We start from the raw sequence: 15,417 nt of genomic DNA, 5'->3' as shown, positions 1-15,417 counted from the left end.
GCCGACGCCCCGAACCGCCGGTCGGCCGGGGATTCGGGGCGGCCGGCCGGCGGTTCGGGGCGTCGGCTCATCGGGTCCGCCTGGTGGCGTCGGCTCGGCGCCTGAGTCGTGTGCTCGGACGTGTCGTGGTGTCGCATCTGTCCTGCCTCCGCATCAGGTCCGGCGGGTGCCGGTCGGCTCGCCATCAGCGAGCAGGTCGTCGAAGAGGGTGCGGTAGTGCGTCATCGCGCCCCTCAGCTGTTCTGTGGTGGCGGACTTGCCGGTGCTCAACGCGCGGACCTGCAAGGCCGCCCGATAGTCCTCCAGGACTCGGCCGTGGCGCACGGACAGGTCGCGCAGCCGCTGCTCGTGCCCCTCGTCGGGGTAGCCACGGTCGCGCATCAGCGTCGTCACCAGCTCGTCGGCGTCGCGGACCGCGGCCTCGGGCCGGTCCACGAACTCCTCCTGGATACGCATCCACCTTCGGGCGTACTGTTCCCGCACCTCGCCGGGTACGGGCTTGATCTCCAAGTCGGCGAAGCGTCGTTCGCGAGCGTCCAGTTCCTGTTCCGCGGCCCGCCTGCTGCCGGTCGCTTCGACGGCCCGTTCGTACTCGGGCCCGAAGCAGTCGCGCAGTCTTGCCCGTCGTCGGCGCTTCACCGCGATGGCGGCGACGAGCCCGACAACGACAACGACCGCGACCGCGACGATCAGGACGATTCCCGTCGGCATCGGCTCTCACCCTTTCGCGTGCTCTCACGGAGTCACGCTGTTGCGTCCCGGTTCTGTTGCGTCCCGGTTCTTCGGCGTCCCAGGACTCATGGGAGTCCGCGTGCCCCCTGGCCTCGCACGCAAACCGGGCATCCAGGGACGGGTGTCGACGTGGGTACTGACACGCGCCGACGGTCTGCGGGCGTCCGTTCCAGCCGTGAATGCGCGATCGGCCCGTCCACGCACGCGTCGGCGCGTGGGGCGAGCCGTGGACAGCGGAAATTCCAGCAGGAAGGTGCGGGCCCTGTTAGCCTGGCGAGGACGTCGACCGTGTATCGAGGAGTCGCAGACGTGGTGGGTGACGACGACATCTCCGGGTGAGATCCGGATCTGACGGCCGCCGGGCGTGCTGAAGAAGCGCGCAGCCGGAGTGGCCGCCTTCGTCGTACCCCTCTCCCAGACGTCTGCCCAGGGCGGAGCTGTCTTCGCCCCTGCCTTCCCGAGGTCCCTCCATGTCCGACGCCACTGTGGTCTGCTCGAATCTGTCCTTTGCCTGGCCCGACGACACTCCCGTCTTCCAGGACCTGTCCTTCGCCCTGACCGCCGGCAGGACCGGCCTGGTCGCCCCCAACGGCTCCGGCAAGAGCACCCTGCTCAGGCTGATCGCCGGCGAACTGCGGCCCGCCACCGGCTCGGTGTCGGTCGGGGGCACGCTCGGCTACCTGCCGCAGACGCTTCCCCTGACCGGTGACGTGACCGTCGCCGAAGTGCTCGGTGTCGCCGCCGTGATCCACGCCCTGGACGCCGTGGAGTCCGGCGACGTGCGCGAGGAGCACTTCACCACCATCGGCGACGACTGGGACATCGAGGAGCGCACCCGCGCCCAGCTCGACCGCCTCGGTCTCGCCGACCTCTCCCTCGGCCGGCGCCTGGGCACGCTCAGCGGCGGTCAGGTCGTCCAACTCGGTCTCGCCGCGCAACTGCTCAAGCGCCCCGACGTCCTGCTGCTCGACGAGCCGACCAACAACCTCGACCGGGACGCCCGCGACAAGCTGTACGACGCGCTGTCGGACTTCAACGGCCTGCTGCTGCTCGTCGCCCACGACCGCGCCCTGCTCGACCGCATGGACGGCATCGCCGAGCTCGGCGGGTCGCGACTGCGCTTCTACGGGGGCGACTTCACCGCCTACGAGGAGGCGGTGCGCGCCGAACAGGAGGTCGCCGAGAAGAACGTACGCAACGCCGAGCAGGAACTGAAGCGGGAGAAGCGGGAGCTGCAGCAGGCCCGGGAACGCGCCGATCGGCGCGCGAGCAACGCCGCCCGCAACCTGAAGAGCGCCGGCCTGCCCCGGATCTTCGCCGGGAACATGAAGCGCGGCGCCCAGGAGTCCGCCGGACGGGCCGGGCAGATGCACGAGTCCCGGGTCGGCGAGGCCAAGGCTCGCCTCGACGAGGCCGGGCGCGCGCTGCGCGACGAGCAGCGGATCACCCTGGACCTGCCCGACACCCACGTGCCCACGGGACGAAACCTCTTCCTCGGCGAGCGGCTGCAGGTCCGGCACGACGGCAAGGACGTCTTCGCGCCGGGCGGCATCGACCTCTCCGTACGCGGGCCCGAGCGCATCGCCCTCACCGGACCCAACGGTGCCGGCAAGACCACCCTGATGCGGCTCATCACCGGCGAACTCGCGCCGGACAGCGGGCAGGTCAAGCGCGGCGACGGCCGCATCGCCTACCTCTCGCAACGCCTCGACCTGCTGGACCCGGACCGCACCGTCGCGGAGAACTTCGCCGCGTACGCGCCCGATCGGCCCGAAGCGGAGCGCATGAACCTGCTCGCACGCTTCCTTTTCCGCGGCCCCCGGGCTCACCTGTCCGTCGGCGTGCTCTCCGGCGGCGAGCGGCTGCGCGCCACTCTTGCCTGCGTCCTGTGCGCCGAGCCCTCCCCGCAACTGCTGCTGCTCGACGAGCCGACCAACAACCTCGACCTCGTCAGCGTGGGGCAGCTGGAAAGCGCGCTCGACTCCTACCGGGGCGCGTTCCTGGTGGTCAGCCATGACGAGCGGTTCCTCGCCGAGATCGGGATCAACCGCCGGCTGCGACTGGCCGACGGCGCGCTCGAGACGACGGGGGCACCTGCTGTGTGAGACTCCGGCGTGCGCGGCGGCCCGCGCCCGAGCCCCGTGGGCGTACCACCGATCACTTCGTACGGTTCCCTGCGCGCCGGCCCGCTAAGGTCACCGGGCCGGCGCGGCGGCCGGCGTGGCTCGCCGTCGGCCTCCGGGGTCATGCCCTCGGGCGGCCCCGGGCCCAGCGGCCCGTACTCGCGGCCGATCCTGCAGTCCTCGGAGAGTCTGACGACAGGGCCTAAGGTCGTTCGAAGGCCTGCAGTACCCCACCGAGCGCGAAGCACAGCGCACCGCACAACGTCCCCCAGTTGGCGATGTCGGCGTTGACCAGGCTCTGGGTGCTGGGCCGGGTGAAGGCCGCCAACGCAGAGACCATGAAGAGCACCGACCCGAACTGGTTCACCGCGACCACCCACCAGCCGAGGCTGCGCGAGCGGACGCAGGGCCGGGAGCGATGGCAGATCTCGGCGAACGCGAGATGGCCCGAGACCAGGAACAGCACGCACCCGACCACGTCGGGAGTCCAGATCAGCCGGTTGGTCTGCTGGACGGTGAGCCCTTGCAGGAAGGAGTCCAGCAGGTTGACTCCGAACACGAGCGTCCCGGCGAAGAGCACGAACGTGCTGAGCCAGTCCAGACGCATCGGCTCGTACCCCCACCACCGCCAGCCGGGCGTCGCCGGTGCGCCGCCTCCTTGGGCGTGGCGAGGCGCGTTCAGTACCTGCAAGAGCGAGGTGTAGCCCCCGATGGAGAAGCACAGCCCGCCCGCGAAGTAGATCGAGGCGCTCTCGACCGGGTCGCCCGAGCCGAACTGGGCGACCCCGGCGCCGAGAGCGAAGAGCATTCCGCCGAGGAAGAACGCGCCCGATGCGACGGAATTGAGCCTCCGGAGGCGATCGAGGGCTTCGGTGTCGGCGGTCGGGGTCATGGCGACCGTGCCCCCGGGGTCGCGGACGGACAGCGTCCCGCGCTTGCGCGCGGGCCGCGACTCCCATACGACCGTCCCCCCTTCGGGGCGGTGCCAGGTGAGACGGGTGGTGAACGGTCCCGCGCCTTCGGCGCGGTGCTCAGGCGGTTCCACGACACGAGCCTAGGTCCAGCTCCTCCTCGCCGCGCACAGTGAAACGTGGACGTTTCCCTGTCTCGCCCGGCCGACCGGTGTCCCGGTCTGTCAGGTGTGCGGCACGACGGCCACAGGGCAGGAGGCGTGGTGGATGACGGCGTGGGTGATCGATCCGATGTGAGCGCCCCTGGCCGCCCTGCGCCGGCCGACGACCACCAGGCGCGCATCCGACGCGGCCTCGATGAGATGCTCGGCCGCCCGTCCGGGAGCGGACACCTCGACCACCTCCGTCGCCGGAAACCTGTCCCGGAACGGTCGAACCGCGCCGGCGAGCGCCGACGCCATCTCGTCCTTCGCGGCTGCGCCGGGGTGATGAACGAAGGATTCATGCCACGTGTGCAGAATCTCCAGCGGGACGCGGTGCCGCCCGGCGAAATCGAACGCGAAGTGCAGGAGCTCGTCCTTGACTTCGTTCACGTCCAGCCCGAGGACCACCTTCCGGCGACTGTTCCCCTCGGACGCTCCGGAGCCGTCGTTCTCGTATCCGGGGCGGACGAGAACCACGGGGCGCTGTGCTTCCGCGACGACCTCCTGCCCCACCGAACCGACGATGAACCCACGGACGCCACCCAGCCCATGAGAGCCCACGACGAGCAGATCCGCCTCGGCAGCGGCGGCGAGCAGCACGCTGGCGGGCGCGTCTTCGACCTCGTCGGCGGTCATGGCAAGGCCCGGCCGGCGGGACCCGACACGCCGCTCGGTCTCGGCCAGCACGCCTTCCGCCGCGCCGGCACGGTCCTCGTGCGACACCTTCATCGCCCCCAACTGATGCTCCGCCCACCGTGTGGCGTACACCAGTCGCAGGCCGTCGCCGCGCAGCGCCGCCTCGTCGGCGGCCCAGTCCACCGCCGCCACGCTTCCTTCAGAGCCGTCCACTCCCACAGTGACAGGTCGGGACACGCTGCTCTCTCCTCGCCGCGGGCCATCGTCGACCGGCCCTCACAGGGCACCGATGGGCATCCGTGTGCGAGGGAATCTGGTCAGGAAGCTACCGAGTCGCCGAAGCGATGATGTGCACAGCGTTCGGCGACGCTGCCGAAGTACTCCGTCCGGCGGAGGACGCCGGGATGCCCGTCCGTGCGCGGTACGGAGGGGGACCCCCTCGTTCAAGGGACTTCCGCCCAGCCGTTTCGCACGGCGTGGGCTCCCAGCTGCATCCGGGTCCTGACTCCGGCCAGGTCCATGAGGTGACGCAGGCGCCGGTGCAGCGTACGCGGTGACAGACCGAGTTGCGACGCGGCGCTCAGGTCCGTCAGGCCGGCCAGGAGCAGGACGAGAATCCTTCGGTCGAGGTCGGTGGGACCGTCCGTACCGACCTCGACGGTGGGGTCGGTCGCTCCGCCGGTGCCCGACAGTTCGAGGGGGCGGGCTGTGCGCCACACAGTCTCGAAGAGCGCGTCCAGCGCGTCCAGGAGGCCACTGCGGTGCAACAGCACGGCGCCGGGTTCTCCGGCCGCCGTGACCGCGAGCGGGACGAGTCCGAGGTCGGCGTCGGCCAGGACGAGTTTCATCGGCAGTTCGTCGGCGACCCGCAGCTGCACGCCCTTCCCCAGGGAATCGATCGCGTCGTCGACGATGCCGGGTTCCGCCAGCACGGCCCGGTCCAGCACGGCGCGGAAGTGCACACCGCGGCCGATGGCCACGGGTTCGGCCGTGTTCTCGTCGGGTGGCAGGGCGACGAACGGCGCGGTGATGAAGGAGCGGACCTGCGTACGGGCCGCCTGCTGTACCTGGAGGAAACGATGCCGGATGGCGTCGACGCCGGTGACGACCTCGATCAGGTCGCTGATGCTGTTCCCGGTCATCGCCGCCCGGTGTTCCTCGGCGAAGGTCACCAGGGCGTACTCGGCCATGCGCAGCCCGTCCCGGCGCTGGCTGATGAGGGCGCCGAGGGCCATGGCCGGCGGCGCGGCGGTGAACCGCTCGTCCGCCGCCCTGGTCGCCAGTCCCCACTCGACGAGGCGGCACAACGCCTTGTCGACGTGGGCCTGCGACAGGTCGGCGAGGTCGGCGAGAAGGATCGCGGTGGAGTTCGGCCGTCCGAGCAGCGCCCGGTAGACGCGCTCCTCGTCGGGATCGAGGCCAAGAACATCCAGCATCGGCGGTCGACTCTCCTCCGCTTGTCGCAGCGGGGAGAGTATGCGCCAAGGCGGCAGACCTTGAACAGTCCCTGCTGGGAGCGGGTCTGTGCGGAGGGGCCCCGGGGCGTCGCCGCCCCGGGGCCCGACGGTGCGGTTCATCGCAGGCCGTACGCCCGGATGATCTCGTTGCTGACGCCGAAGCCGCTGTCCGTCCCGGCGCTCGCGCGGAGCGAGACGAAGCCACCGGGCTTCCTGGGCGTCCTGAACGAACCCGTCCAGGTGCCGTCGGCCCGCTTGGCCAAGGTCACCTTCTGCCAGCCGGCGCCGTCGTCGTACGAGACGTCCAGCGTCACCCTGGTGACGGTTCCCGGCACGGTCCCGAGGTCCATGGACACCGGCTTGAGCGTGATCTTCTGGGTCGCGTCGGCCTTGACGTCGCCGTGCAGGTCCGTCTCCAGCCTGTAGTCCAGGTTCAGCACCGAGAACGGCTCGAAGAAGTCCGAGTCGACGGTGTCGGAGAGGAAAGTCCATTCGGTGTGGGTACGCGTCGACAGCCGGAAGACGTCACCGGGCCGTGCCACGTCGAGGACGGCGCGGTAGGGACGGTTGCCCGCCGGCACCTCCACCCATTGCATGTCTCCGCTGACGGGGTTGTCGTGGATCAGCGTGTCGCCCTGGAAGATCTGCAGGTGGGACGGCGTCTCGCCCCATGGGAGGTAGCCGCCGAGACGCATGGTGTCGCTGGCGGAGGCCCACGCCTGCACGTTCCAGGTCATGTAGTTCTGCCAGCGGGAGTTGTACACGCCGAAGGACTCGCTCTGGGCGGGCCGGATCGCCGGGGCGAACCAGTCCAGGCGTGTGGTGCTGCCCTTGGTGTACGTGTTGTCCCCCGACACCATCGACCACGGCAGCGGTCGGTCGACGCCCTGCGTGTGGAACTCCCTCCAGACCTGGCCCGGGGTCACCCACTCCGTGCGGGTGCCCGGGTGCCACTCGAGCTCGGGCATGTTGAACGACGGGCTGAGGGTGAAGTCGGACCGGTAGCCTTCCGCGAGCCGGCCGCCCGCCGCCGCGTAGTAGCGGGCGTCGATCCGGGCGAGGTCACCCTTGCTCGGCTTGTAGACCAGGGCCCGGTCCGGCACCTGGCCGGGGTAGTTCCGGGTCAGGTCGTAGACGAACGGCGTGTACTCGGTCTGCTTCACTGTCAGCTTGAGGTGGCCTGACGTGGCCATCGCGACAAGGCCCTTGCCCGCGTCGCGGTGCACGGTGGCGACCGGGATGGCCGACGCGCCGACGTACTCCATCAGGCCACCGACGCCGTCGTTGACCACGATCAGCGCCTTGGCGCCGGCCGCGACCGCGGCCTCGGTGCGCTCCTGCGGCGAGACCTCGTCACTCCGCTCGACGACGACGATCCGGCCCTCGGCCGTGATCTTCTCGTAGGCGGCCGCCGCGCCGTTGCCCGCGTACACGGCGTGCAGCGTCTCCGTGCCGGTGCCCAGTGCGCTGCCCGCCTGTACCCGCGCCTCGAACTGGAGTCGGCCGCCCGGCGTGCTCAGGCCGAGCTGCGGCTCGCCCTTGCGCCAGCGGGTGACCAGCATGAACTCGCCCTGCTTCATCGCCTCCGTCGGCGCGACGTAGACGTCGTCGTACGTCGGCGGCAGCACGTACGCGCTGCGGTAGTCCATGTACGGGTCGAGGCCGTCGTAGTGGACGTTGAAGTCGACCTTGCGCTGGCGGTCCTCGGTGCGCTGCGGCGCCTCGGTCTGGAGGAGGCGTGCCTTGCTCGCGTCCAGCACGACGTCCGCGGAGCCGTCCTTGAGCACGGTCTCCGGGTCGACCAGGACGGCCAGACCCGAGCGGTCCGCCTTCTCTCCGGCGACGTCGAGGTACCCCGCGACGGTGTACAGACCGGGTGCCATGCGCATGGTGGTCGAGCCGTCGACGTAGACCTGCCACGGCCAGAAGTCGCCGGCCAGGTTGACCGTGACCCAGCCCGCGCCGGGCTTGCCGTCCCGTCCGACCAGCTTGATGTTCAGGTCGTACCGCTCCTCCTCCTTGAGCAGTGCCACGGAGGTGCGGGTCACCGGGTGACCGGTGGCCGCGTCGGTGGCCGTCACGTAGCCGGTGTGACGGCCTGCCGAGGCGGCCCGCGGGTCACCGGTGACGGGGACCGCGGCCGTGCCGCCCGCGGGGACGGTCACCTGGGCCGCTCCCAGCGTGAACGGCCCGTCGTCGGTCAGCGCCAGGTTCAGCGTGACGTCGGCGGGACCGGCGTTCGTGAAGGTCAGGTCCTTCGTGACGGCGACCTCACCCGGGTCGTGCGGCCAGGTGTGGTTGCCGAAGAAGAGCGACCCGGTCGCCCGGACCGTGGTCCGCACGGCGGCGGCCACGTCGAGACGGCCGGTGCCGACCTCGTACGGCGAGTACCCGCCGTCCAGGCCCTTCGCGGTGCTCGTCAGGTGCTCCTTGAGCTGCGCGCCGGTCCAGTCCGGGTGCTGCTGGGCCAGGAGCGCCGCCGCACCCGCGACGTGCGGGGTGGCCATCGACGTACCGCTGATGGTGCGGTACAGGCCTTCACCACCGCCGGTCATCTCCTGCGAGCGGGCCGCGGTGATGTCCACGCCGGGCGCCGCGATGTCCGGCTTCATGCCGCCGGACCAGGCCAGCGGGCCGGTGCTGGAGAAGGACGCGAGCCGGTCCTGCTTGTCCGTGGCGGCCACGGTCAGCGCCGACGCGGCCGCGCCCGGGGCGGAGATGCTCTCCGGTCCGGAGTTGCCTGCGGCGATGACGAACAGCGTGCCGTACTGCGCGGAGAGCGCGTCGACCGTCTGCGACATCGGGTCGCTGCCGTCGGTCGGGTAGGAGTCGCCGAGGCTCATGTTGACGACGTCGGCACCGGACTCGGCGGCCCACTGCATGCCGGCCATGACCCAGGAGTCCTGGCCGTGTCCGTCGGCACCGCCGAGCACCTTGCCGACGTACAGGTCGGCGCCGGGGGCGACGCCCTTGTTGCCGCCCCCGGAGGCGGCGCCCGAACCGACGATCGTGCCGGCGACATGCGAGCCGTGTCCGTTGACGTCGGTGACGGCCTCACCCGGCACGAAGCTCGCCGTGCCGTCGATCAGGCCGGCGAAGTCGGGGTGGTTGACGTCGATGCCGGTGTCGAGCACGGCGACCTTGACGCCTTTTCCGTCGTAGCCGGCCGCCCAGGCCTCGGGCGCGCCGATGAGCGGCACGCTCTCCTTCAGACTGGCCTTGACGCGACCGTCGAGCCACAGTTTCGCCACGCCCGCGCCGAGCGACGGGCTGCCCTGCGGCGCGACGGTGTTCCAGAAGGTGCGGGTCTGCCGCTTCTCGGTGGTGAGCGCGGCGCCTCGGATGCCCTTGAGCTTTCGGGTCAGCCTGCTGCCCCGGGGGGCCGTGGGCTCGACGGCCGCGCGGGACTTCGGTTGGGTGTACGTCGCGATCAGCGGTACGGCGGCCGACTTCGCGTCGTCGTACCCCATCTCGATCAGGTCGGTGACGTTGAACAGCCGCCGGTCCACTTTGTCCGTTCCCAGCAGGGGCGCCGCCTCGTCCGGGATGACGAACAAGTCGCCCTTGACCTCCTGGAGTTTCACGCCGCCGACGGCGTTGTCGGGCCGGTCGACGTCGGCGATCTGCTTGCCGTCGGCGGTCGTGGTGACCGTGACGACGTCGCCGGTGACCAGGGTGACCTTGTGGGTCGCCGAGGGCTTGGCGGGGACGGCGGGCCTGTCCGGAGCGGCTTGCGCGGGTGCCTGCAGCGCGAAGAGCCCCGAGGTCAGCAGGGGCACCACGGCGGCCGCCGCGATCAGCTGCCGGCGCCCACGCCGGGAGGCGGAGAAATGAGAAGGGGAGTCCATGGCATGGGTCTATCGACCGGTGAACACCGCCGTGAAGGCCGCACGACGGCAAGTCCTCGCCATGGCAAAGGCTTGTCAGTCGTGAAACGCGCGATTCCGGGCGGAAAGACGTGGCAGGCCGCGGGTACCGACGTGCGCCGCGGGACGACGGGGGTCAGATTGGAGAGAGCCGCCGGACGGAGACGCCTCGGCGGGCAGACGACGTGGAGGAGCCTGTCAGACCATGGCTCGCGAAGAAGCGACAGGTGAGTCGCCGCGGCTGGTTCTCGTCGTCGGCGTCGCCGGGTCGGGCAAGTCGACGGTGGGGCGTCTTCTCGCCGAGCGGCTGGGCTGGGCGTACCGGGACGCGGACGAGTTCCACTCCGCGGCCGGCCGCGCCAAGATGGCCGTCGGCCATGCCCTCACGGACAGCGACCGGGAGCCGTGGCTCAAGGCGATCGGGGACTGGATGGACCGGGCGACCGCGGCCGGCCGACGGGCCGTCGTCGCCTGCTCGGCGCTCAAGCGTCAGTACCGGGACACGCTGCTGGCAGGGCGTCCCGACACTGTTCTGGTGTACCTGCACGGCTCGCGCGAGCTCCTGGAGTCCCGGCTGGCCGCGCGCGACGGTCACTTCTTCCCCGCGGGCCTGCTGGACAGCCAGCTCGCCGCCCTCCAGGAGCCGGAGCCCGACGAGCACCCGTTGGTGGTGGAGATCGACCAGTCTCCGGAGGCCGTCGTCACGGCCGTGCTGTCGCTGATGCGCGGGGAATCCTCTGCCGGACCGGCGGAAGGGCCGGGCACGGAGCGGCCCTTCCGCACCGCCGTGCGCGACGGCTCTTCCGCGTCCCCCGGCCCCACGGGCGGGTCGTGGCGGTTGGTCCGGGGAGAGCAGAGCGCGGAAGTGGTCCGGCTGGGCGGCGCTCTGCGCGACTACGTCGTGAACGGCCGACCGCTGCTCGACGGGTTCTCCACGGGGTCCGCCATCACGGGTGGGCGCGGGCAACTGCTCGTCCCCTGGCCGAACCGCGTGGGCGGCGGGCGCTACCGCTTCGACGGCAGGGACCTGCAGCTCCCCCTGACCGAGGTGGAGAAGGACAACGCGATCCACGGACTGCTTCGCTGGACCCTGTGGGAGCTGCTCGCCCGCACCGAGGACACGGTGATGCTCGGCACCACGCTCTGTCCCCAGCCCGGGTATCCGTTCCTCCTCGATGTCCGTGTCGAGTACCGGCTGGGGGCCGAAGGACTCAGTACCACGGTCCGGGCCACCAACGCCGGTACCGAGCCCGCGCCTTACGGTGTGGGCCAGCATCCCTACCTGACGGTCGGTACCGATCTCGTCGACAGCGTCGTGCTGACCGTTCCGGCGCGGAGTCTGCTGCGTACCGACGAGAGGGGCCTGCCCATCGGCCAGGAGCCCGTCGAGGGCACCCCGTACGACTTCCGCACCGCCCGCCCCATCGGCGACCTGCGGCTGGACACCGCCTTCACCGGACTCGACCGCGATCCCGACGGGCGGGCGGTCGTGCGGCTGGCGCACCCCTCCGGACTCCACGGCGTCGATCTCCGGCTCGGCGACGGCACCCGCTGGGTGCAGGTGTACACGGGCGACACCCTGGCCGAACCCGAGCGGCGACGACGGGGAGTCGCCGTGGAGGCGATGTCCTGTCCCCCGGACGCCTTCCGGAGCGGAACAGACCTCGCCGTCCTGCAGCCGGGCGCGACCCACGTGCTCCGCTGGGGCCTGAGCCCCTGGGGGTACTCGTGACCCCGTCCGTGGAGCCGTCGGGGACGGGCGACATGACCGCGCACGACTTCCGGGCGCTCTACGAGCGGCTCCGGAACCGGGCGGCGCCGCCGGCGGTGGACGGCCGGTGTGGGGCACTCCGCCATCTGACACCTGAGCGGGTGGCGGCGGCGGCCTCGGAGGTCCGTCTCGGACACACCGTGTCGATGGCGGCTCCCATCGAGACCGTGCCGGGCCCCGACGACCCTGAGCCCGCGGTGCACCGCATGACGGGCCCGAGCCCGCGCGAGCTCGGCTCCGACGCGCTCCACTTCGCCACCGACCGCTTCGCCATGAACGTGCACGGCGACGCCGACAGCCATCTCGACGCCCTCTGTCATGTGGTGTTCGACGGGGAGCTCTACGGCGGGGTACCCGCGAGCACCCTGACGGCCGGGGGTGCCCGTCGGCTCTCCGTCGACCTGTTCGGGAACGGCATCGTCGGCCGGGGCGTCCTGCTGGACATCCCACGGCTGCGAGGCGTGCCCTGGCTGGAACCGGGCGACCATGTGACCCCTGGCGACCTGAGGGCCGCCGAGGCCACGCAGGGGGTCCGTGTCGGACCGGGCGACCTGCTGTTCGTCAGGGTGGGGCATCGCCTTCGGCGCACCGAACTCGGGCCGTGGGACTCGGCAAGGGCGCGGGTGGGTCTTCACCCGACCGCCGTGGAGTTCCTGGCCGAGCGCGAGGTCTCCGCTCTGGGCGGAGACGGCAACAACGACACCGCGCCCGGCGGCGTGGACGGCATCGCCTTCCCCGTACACGTCCTGGCCATCCACGCCATGGGGGTCCCTCTCATGGACTACCTGCGGTTCGAGGACCTCGTCCCGGTCTGCGCGAAGGCCGGGCGCTGGAGCTTCCTCTGTGTGGTCGCCCCCCTGCGGCTGACCGGAGCCACGGGGTCGCCCGTGAACCCCGTAGCGGTGCTGTGAAAGTGAACAGGCCTGATGCCGGGGCCCGACGCGGTGCCGTGGAAAAGGCCTGCTCGCTCCGGGGACCCCGCTCCGGTCGCTCCGGTCGCCGTCCACGAGGACGGCGGCTACTTTCGAGAGAGGTGGGGCCGCCGGACCCTCGCCCCGTGGGGTGCCAGGTGCCTGACAGCAGGTCGGGGCCGTGATTCCAAGGACGGTGGTCGCCGTGGGCGACACCCCTCACTACGACGTCATCATCATCGGCACCGGCGCCGGCGGAGGCACGCTCGCCCATCGGCTCGCCCCGTCCGGCAAGCGCGTCCTCCTCGTCGAACGCGGCGGCCACCTTCCGCGTGAGCGGGACAACTGGGACTCGACGGCCGTGTTCGTCAGGGGCAAGTACCGTGCGCCGGAGTTCTGGCTCGACAGGAACGGCGACGAGTTCCCACCCGAGGTCAACTACTACGTCGGCGGCAACACCAAGTTCTACGGGGCCGCCCTCTTCCGGCTGCGTCCCGAGGACTTCGGCGAGATCCGTCATCACGGCGGCATCTCCCCCGCCTGGCCGCTCCGGTACGAGGACCTGGAGCCGTACTACACGCAGGCCGAGCACCTCTACCTCGTCCACGGACGGCACGGCGAGGATCCCGGCGAAGGCCCGGTGAGCGCGCAGTACGCCCATCCGCCGGTGGAGCACGAGCCGCGCATCCAGCAGCTGAGCGACGATCTCGAGCGGCGTGGCCTGCATCCGTTCCACCTGCCGATCGGCGTCGACCTGAGCCAGGAGAACGGCGGGCGGGCCACCCACTCCAGCGTCTGCATCCGGTGCGACCGGGTCGACGGCTTTCCGTGTCTGGTGCGCGGGAAGTCCGACGCCGAGGTGATCTGTGTGGAACCGGCCCTGGAGCACCCGAACGTCGAGATGGTCACGCACACCCAGGTGGTCCGTCTGGAGACGGATGCCCGGGGACGCAGGGTCAGCGCGGTCGTCGGCCGGCTGGCGGACGGTTCCGAGGTCCGCTACTCGGCGGACATGGTGGTCGTCTCCTGCGGGGCGGTCAACTCCGCGGCGCTGCTGCTGGCCTCGGCGAACGAACACCACCCCCGTGGCCTCGCCAACAGTTCGGACGTGGTCGGCCGCTTCTACATGCGGCACAACAACCTCGCTCTGATGGCGGTGTCGAAGGAACCCAATGACACCCGGTTCCAGAAGACCCTCGCCGTCAACGACTGGTACCTCGGCGCGGACGACTGGGACTTCCCGCTGGGCGGCATCCAGATGCTGGGCAAGTCGGACGCCCAGCAGATCCACGGCGAGGCCCCCCGATGGGCCGGTGCGGTGACACCCGACATGCCCTTCGAGGTGCTGGCGCATCACGCCGTCGACTTCTGGCTGTGCGGTGAGGATCTCCCTCTGCCCGACAACCGGGTCACTCTCGACGGCGACGCCCGTATCCGTCTCACGCTCGACGAGAAGAACAACGTCGAAGGTCTGAAGCGGTTGAGGCACAAGCTGCAGGGAATGCTGGGCCACCTCGGCATGCACGAGCACCATCTGCTGTCCCGCAGCATCTACCTGCACAAGGGCATGCCGATCGGTGCGACGGCGCACCAGGCGGGCACCGTTCGCTTCGGCACCGATCCCGCCGCCTCCGCGCTGGACGTGAACTGCAAGGCGCACGACCTCGACAACCTGTACGTCGTCGACACGAGCTTCTTCCCGAGCATCGGCGCGGTCAACCCGTCCTTGACGGCCATCGCCAACGCCCTGCGGGTCGGGGACCACCTCGTGGCCCGGCTGGGTTGAGACCGGCGCGGCCGGGCCTGCTCGTGATCCGTCCGGACGAAGACGTTGGCCTCAACGGCCCAAAGGCGATGTGGAGGAGATGCCGACCGCCTCATCGGGTGATTGCGTGAGATGCCCGGCCGCGCCGGCCCCGGGCCCAGGGCGGTCGCGGAGCGAGGAGGCAGGGAATGGATTCCACTGTGGAGGCACCGCGGGATGTGAACCCGGCGCGCTTGCTGCACGGCCAGAAGGCTCTGGTCACCGGTGCCAATTCGGGCATCGGCAAGGCCACGGCCATCGGCCTGGGCCGAGCTGGTGCCGACGTGGTCGTGAACTACGTGGCGGGGCGTGAGGCCGCCGAGGAGGTGGTGGCGGAGATCGCCTCGTTCGGGGTGCGCGCCGCGGCGTACGAGGCCGACGTGTCCCAGGAGGACCAGGTCGTCGCCATGATGGACCGGATGGTCCAGGAGTTCGGCACCATCGACGTTCTCGTGGCCAACGCGGGACTGCAGCGGGACGCCCGGCTCACGGAGATGACGCTCGCTCAGTGGCAGAAGGTCATCGACGTCAATCTCACCGGTCAGTTCCTGTGCGCCCGGGAGGCGACCAGGGAGTTCCGGCGCCGGGGCGTGGTCCCCGAGGTCTCCCGCTCAGCCGGGAAGATCATCTGCATGAGTTCGGTGCACCAGCTCATCCCGTGGTCGGGCCACGTCAACTACGCGTCCTCCAAGGGCGGCGTCCAGATGATGATGCAGACCCTGGCCCAGGAGCTGGCACCCGAGAAGATCCGGGTGAACGCGGTCGCGCCGGGGGCGATCAGGACGCCGATCAACCGCGCGGCCTGGGAGACGCCGGAAGCGCGGGAGGATCTCCTGCGGCTCATTCCGTACGACCGCATCGGCGATCCCGAGGACATCGCGAACGCCGTCGTCGCGCTCGCCTCCGACCTCATGGACTACGTGGTGGGAACCACCTTGTACGTCGACGGCGGCATGACCCTCTTCCCGGGCTTCGCCACGGGCGGATGACCGTCCCCGGCCCG

10 protein-coding genes are annotated in these 15,417 nt (G+C 70.8%); 5 read left to right on the top strand and 5 right to left on the bottom strand.

Annotated features, from left to right (window positions below; translation table 11 throughout):
• Window positions 1–153: 153 nt before the first annotated feature.
• On the bottom strand, window positions 154–711 hold the full coding sequence (locus tag AOK00_RS27205) for a hypothetical protein (RefSeq protein WP_055602899.1): 558 nt from the start codon (window positions 709–711) through the stop codon (window positions 154–156).
• A 491-nt stretch (window positions 712–1,202) separates the two neighbouring features.
• Between AOK00_RS27205 and AOK00_RS27200 the strand changes: the two genes are divergently transcribed.
• Window positions 1,203–2,837: an ABC-F family ATP-binding cassette domain-containing protein gene (locus AOK00_RS27200; protein WP_055602898.1), complete on the top strand. Its 1,635-nt coding sequence runs from the start codon at window positions 1,203–1,205 to the stop codon at window positions 2,835–2,837.
• A gap of 220 nt (window positions 2,838–3,057) precedes the next feature.
• On the opposite strand, the gene AOK00_RS27195 is transcribed toward AOK00_RS27200, so the two are convergent.
• The 4 genes from AOK00_RS27195 to AOK00_RS27180 all read right to left on the bottom strand — a co-directional run bounded on the left by AOK00_RS27195 (window position 3,058) and on the right by AOK00_RS27180 (window position 9,910).
• Window positions 3,058–3,900, bottom strand: a complete 843-nt coding sequence (locus AOK00_RS27195) for a hypothetical protein (protein WP_055602897.1) — start codon at window positions 3,898–3,900, stop codon at window positions 3,058–3,060.
• Window positions 3,901–3,990: 90 nt separating this feature from the next.
• Window positions 3,991–4,824, bottom strand: coding sequence for a universal stress protein (locus tag AOK00_RS27190; RefSeq protein ID WP_301554229.1), 834 nt, complete (start codon window positions 4,822–4,824; stop codon window positions 3,991–3,993).
• A gap of 224 nt (window positions 4,825–5,048) precedes the next feature.
• A complete protein-coding gene (locus tag AOK00_RS27185; RefSeq protein ID WP_055602895.1) occupies window positions 5,049–6,041 on the bottom strand; it encodes a helix-turn-helix domain-containing protein in 993 nt (330 codons plus the stop codon).
• 137 nt (window positions 6,042–6,178) lie between these two features.
• A complete protein-coding gene (locus AOK00_RS27180) occupies window positions 6,179–9,910 on the bottom strand; it encodes a S8 family serine peptidase (protein WP_055602894.1) in 3,732 nt (1,243 codons plus the stop codon).
• 223 nt (window positions 9,911–10,133) lie between these two features.
• Here AOK00_RS27180 and AOK00_RS37560 point away from each other — a divergent pair, with 223 nt between their 5' ends.
• The 4 genes from AOK00_RS37560 (at window position 10,134) to AOK00_RS27160 (ending at window position 15,403) form a co-directional block, all read left to right on the top strand.
• Window positions 10,134–11,660, top strand: a complete 1,527-nt coding sequence (locus AOK00_RS37560) for a gluconokinase, GntK/IdnK-type (RefSeq protein ID WP_079042218.1) — start codon at window positions 10,134–10,136, stop codon at window positions 11,658–11,660.
• Between the two features lie 32 nt (window positions 11,661–11,692).
• Complete coding sequence (locus AOK00_RS27170) at window positions 11,693–12,610, top strand: cyclase family protein (RefSeq protein WP_055602902.1); 918 nt, start codon at window positions 11,693–11,695, stop codon at window positions 12,608–12,610.
• Between the two features lie 205 nt (window positions 12,611–12,815).
• On the top strand, window positions 12,816–14,396 hold the full coding sequence (locus tag AOK00_RS27165; RefSeq protein ID WP_055602901.1) for a GMC oxidoreductase: 1,581 nt from the start codon (window positions 12,816–12,818) through the stop codon (window positions 14,394–14,396).
• A gap of 167 nt (window positions 14,397–14,563) precedes the next feature.
• Window positions 14,564–15,403, top strand: coding sequence for an SDR family oxidoreductase (locus tag AOK00_RS27160; protein WP_055602893.1), 840 nt, complete (start codon window positions 14,564–14,566; stop codon window positions 15,401–15,403).
• Window positions 15,404–15,417: the final 14 nt, after the last annotated feature.

Origin of the sequence: Streptomyces aureus (assembly GCF_001418135.1) — a bacterium.
Classification (GTDB): Bacteria; Actinomycetota; Actinomycetes; order Streptomycetales; family Streptomycetaceae; genus Streptomyces; species Streptomyces aureus_A.
Note: the sequence above shows the minus strand (reverse complement) of the source record. Positions and strands in the feature narration are given on the sequence as shown.

Coding starts and splice junctions, on each gene's coding strand:
- AOK00_RS27180 (WP_055602894.1), bottom strand. CDS start 9,910: ATGGACTCCCCTTCTCATTTCTCCGCCTCCCGGCGTGGGCGCCGGCAG.
- AOK00_RS27170 (WP_055602902.1), top strand. CDS start 11,693: ATGACCGCGCACGACTTCCGGGCGCTCTACGAGCGGCTCCGGAACCGG.
- AOK00_RS37560 (WP_079042218.1), top strand. CDS start 10,134: ATGGCTCGCGAAGAAGCGACAGGTGAGTCGCCGCGGCTGGTTCTCGTC.
- AOK00_RS27160 (WP_055602893.1), top strand. CDS start 14,564: ATGGATTCCACTGTGGAGGCACCGCGGGATGTGAACCCGGCGCGCTTG.
- AOK00_RS27200 (WP_055602898.1), top strand. CDS start 1,203: ATGTCCGACGCCACTGTGGTCTGCTCGAATCTGTCCTTTGCCTGGCCC.
- AOK00_RS27205 (WP_055602899.1), bottom strand. CDS start 711: ATGCCGACGGGAATCGTCCTGATCGTCGCGGTCGCGGTCGTTGTCGTT.
- AOK00_RS27185 (WP_055602895.1), bottom strand. CDS start 6,041: ATGCTGGATGTTCTTGGCCTCGATCCCGACGAGGAGCGCGTCTACCGG.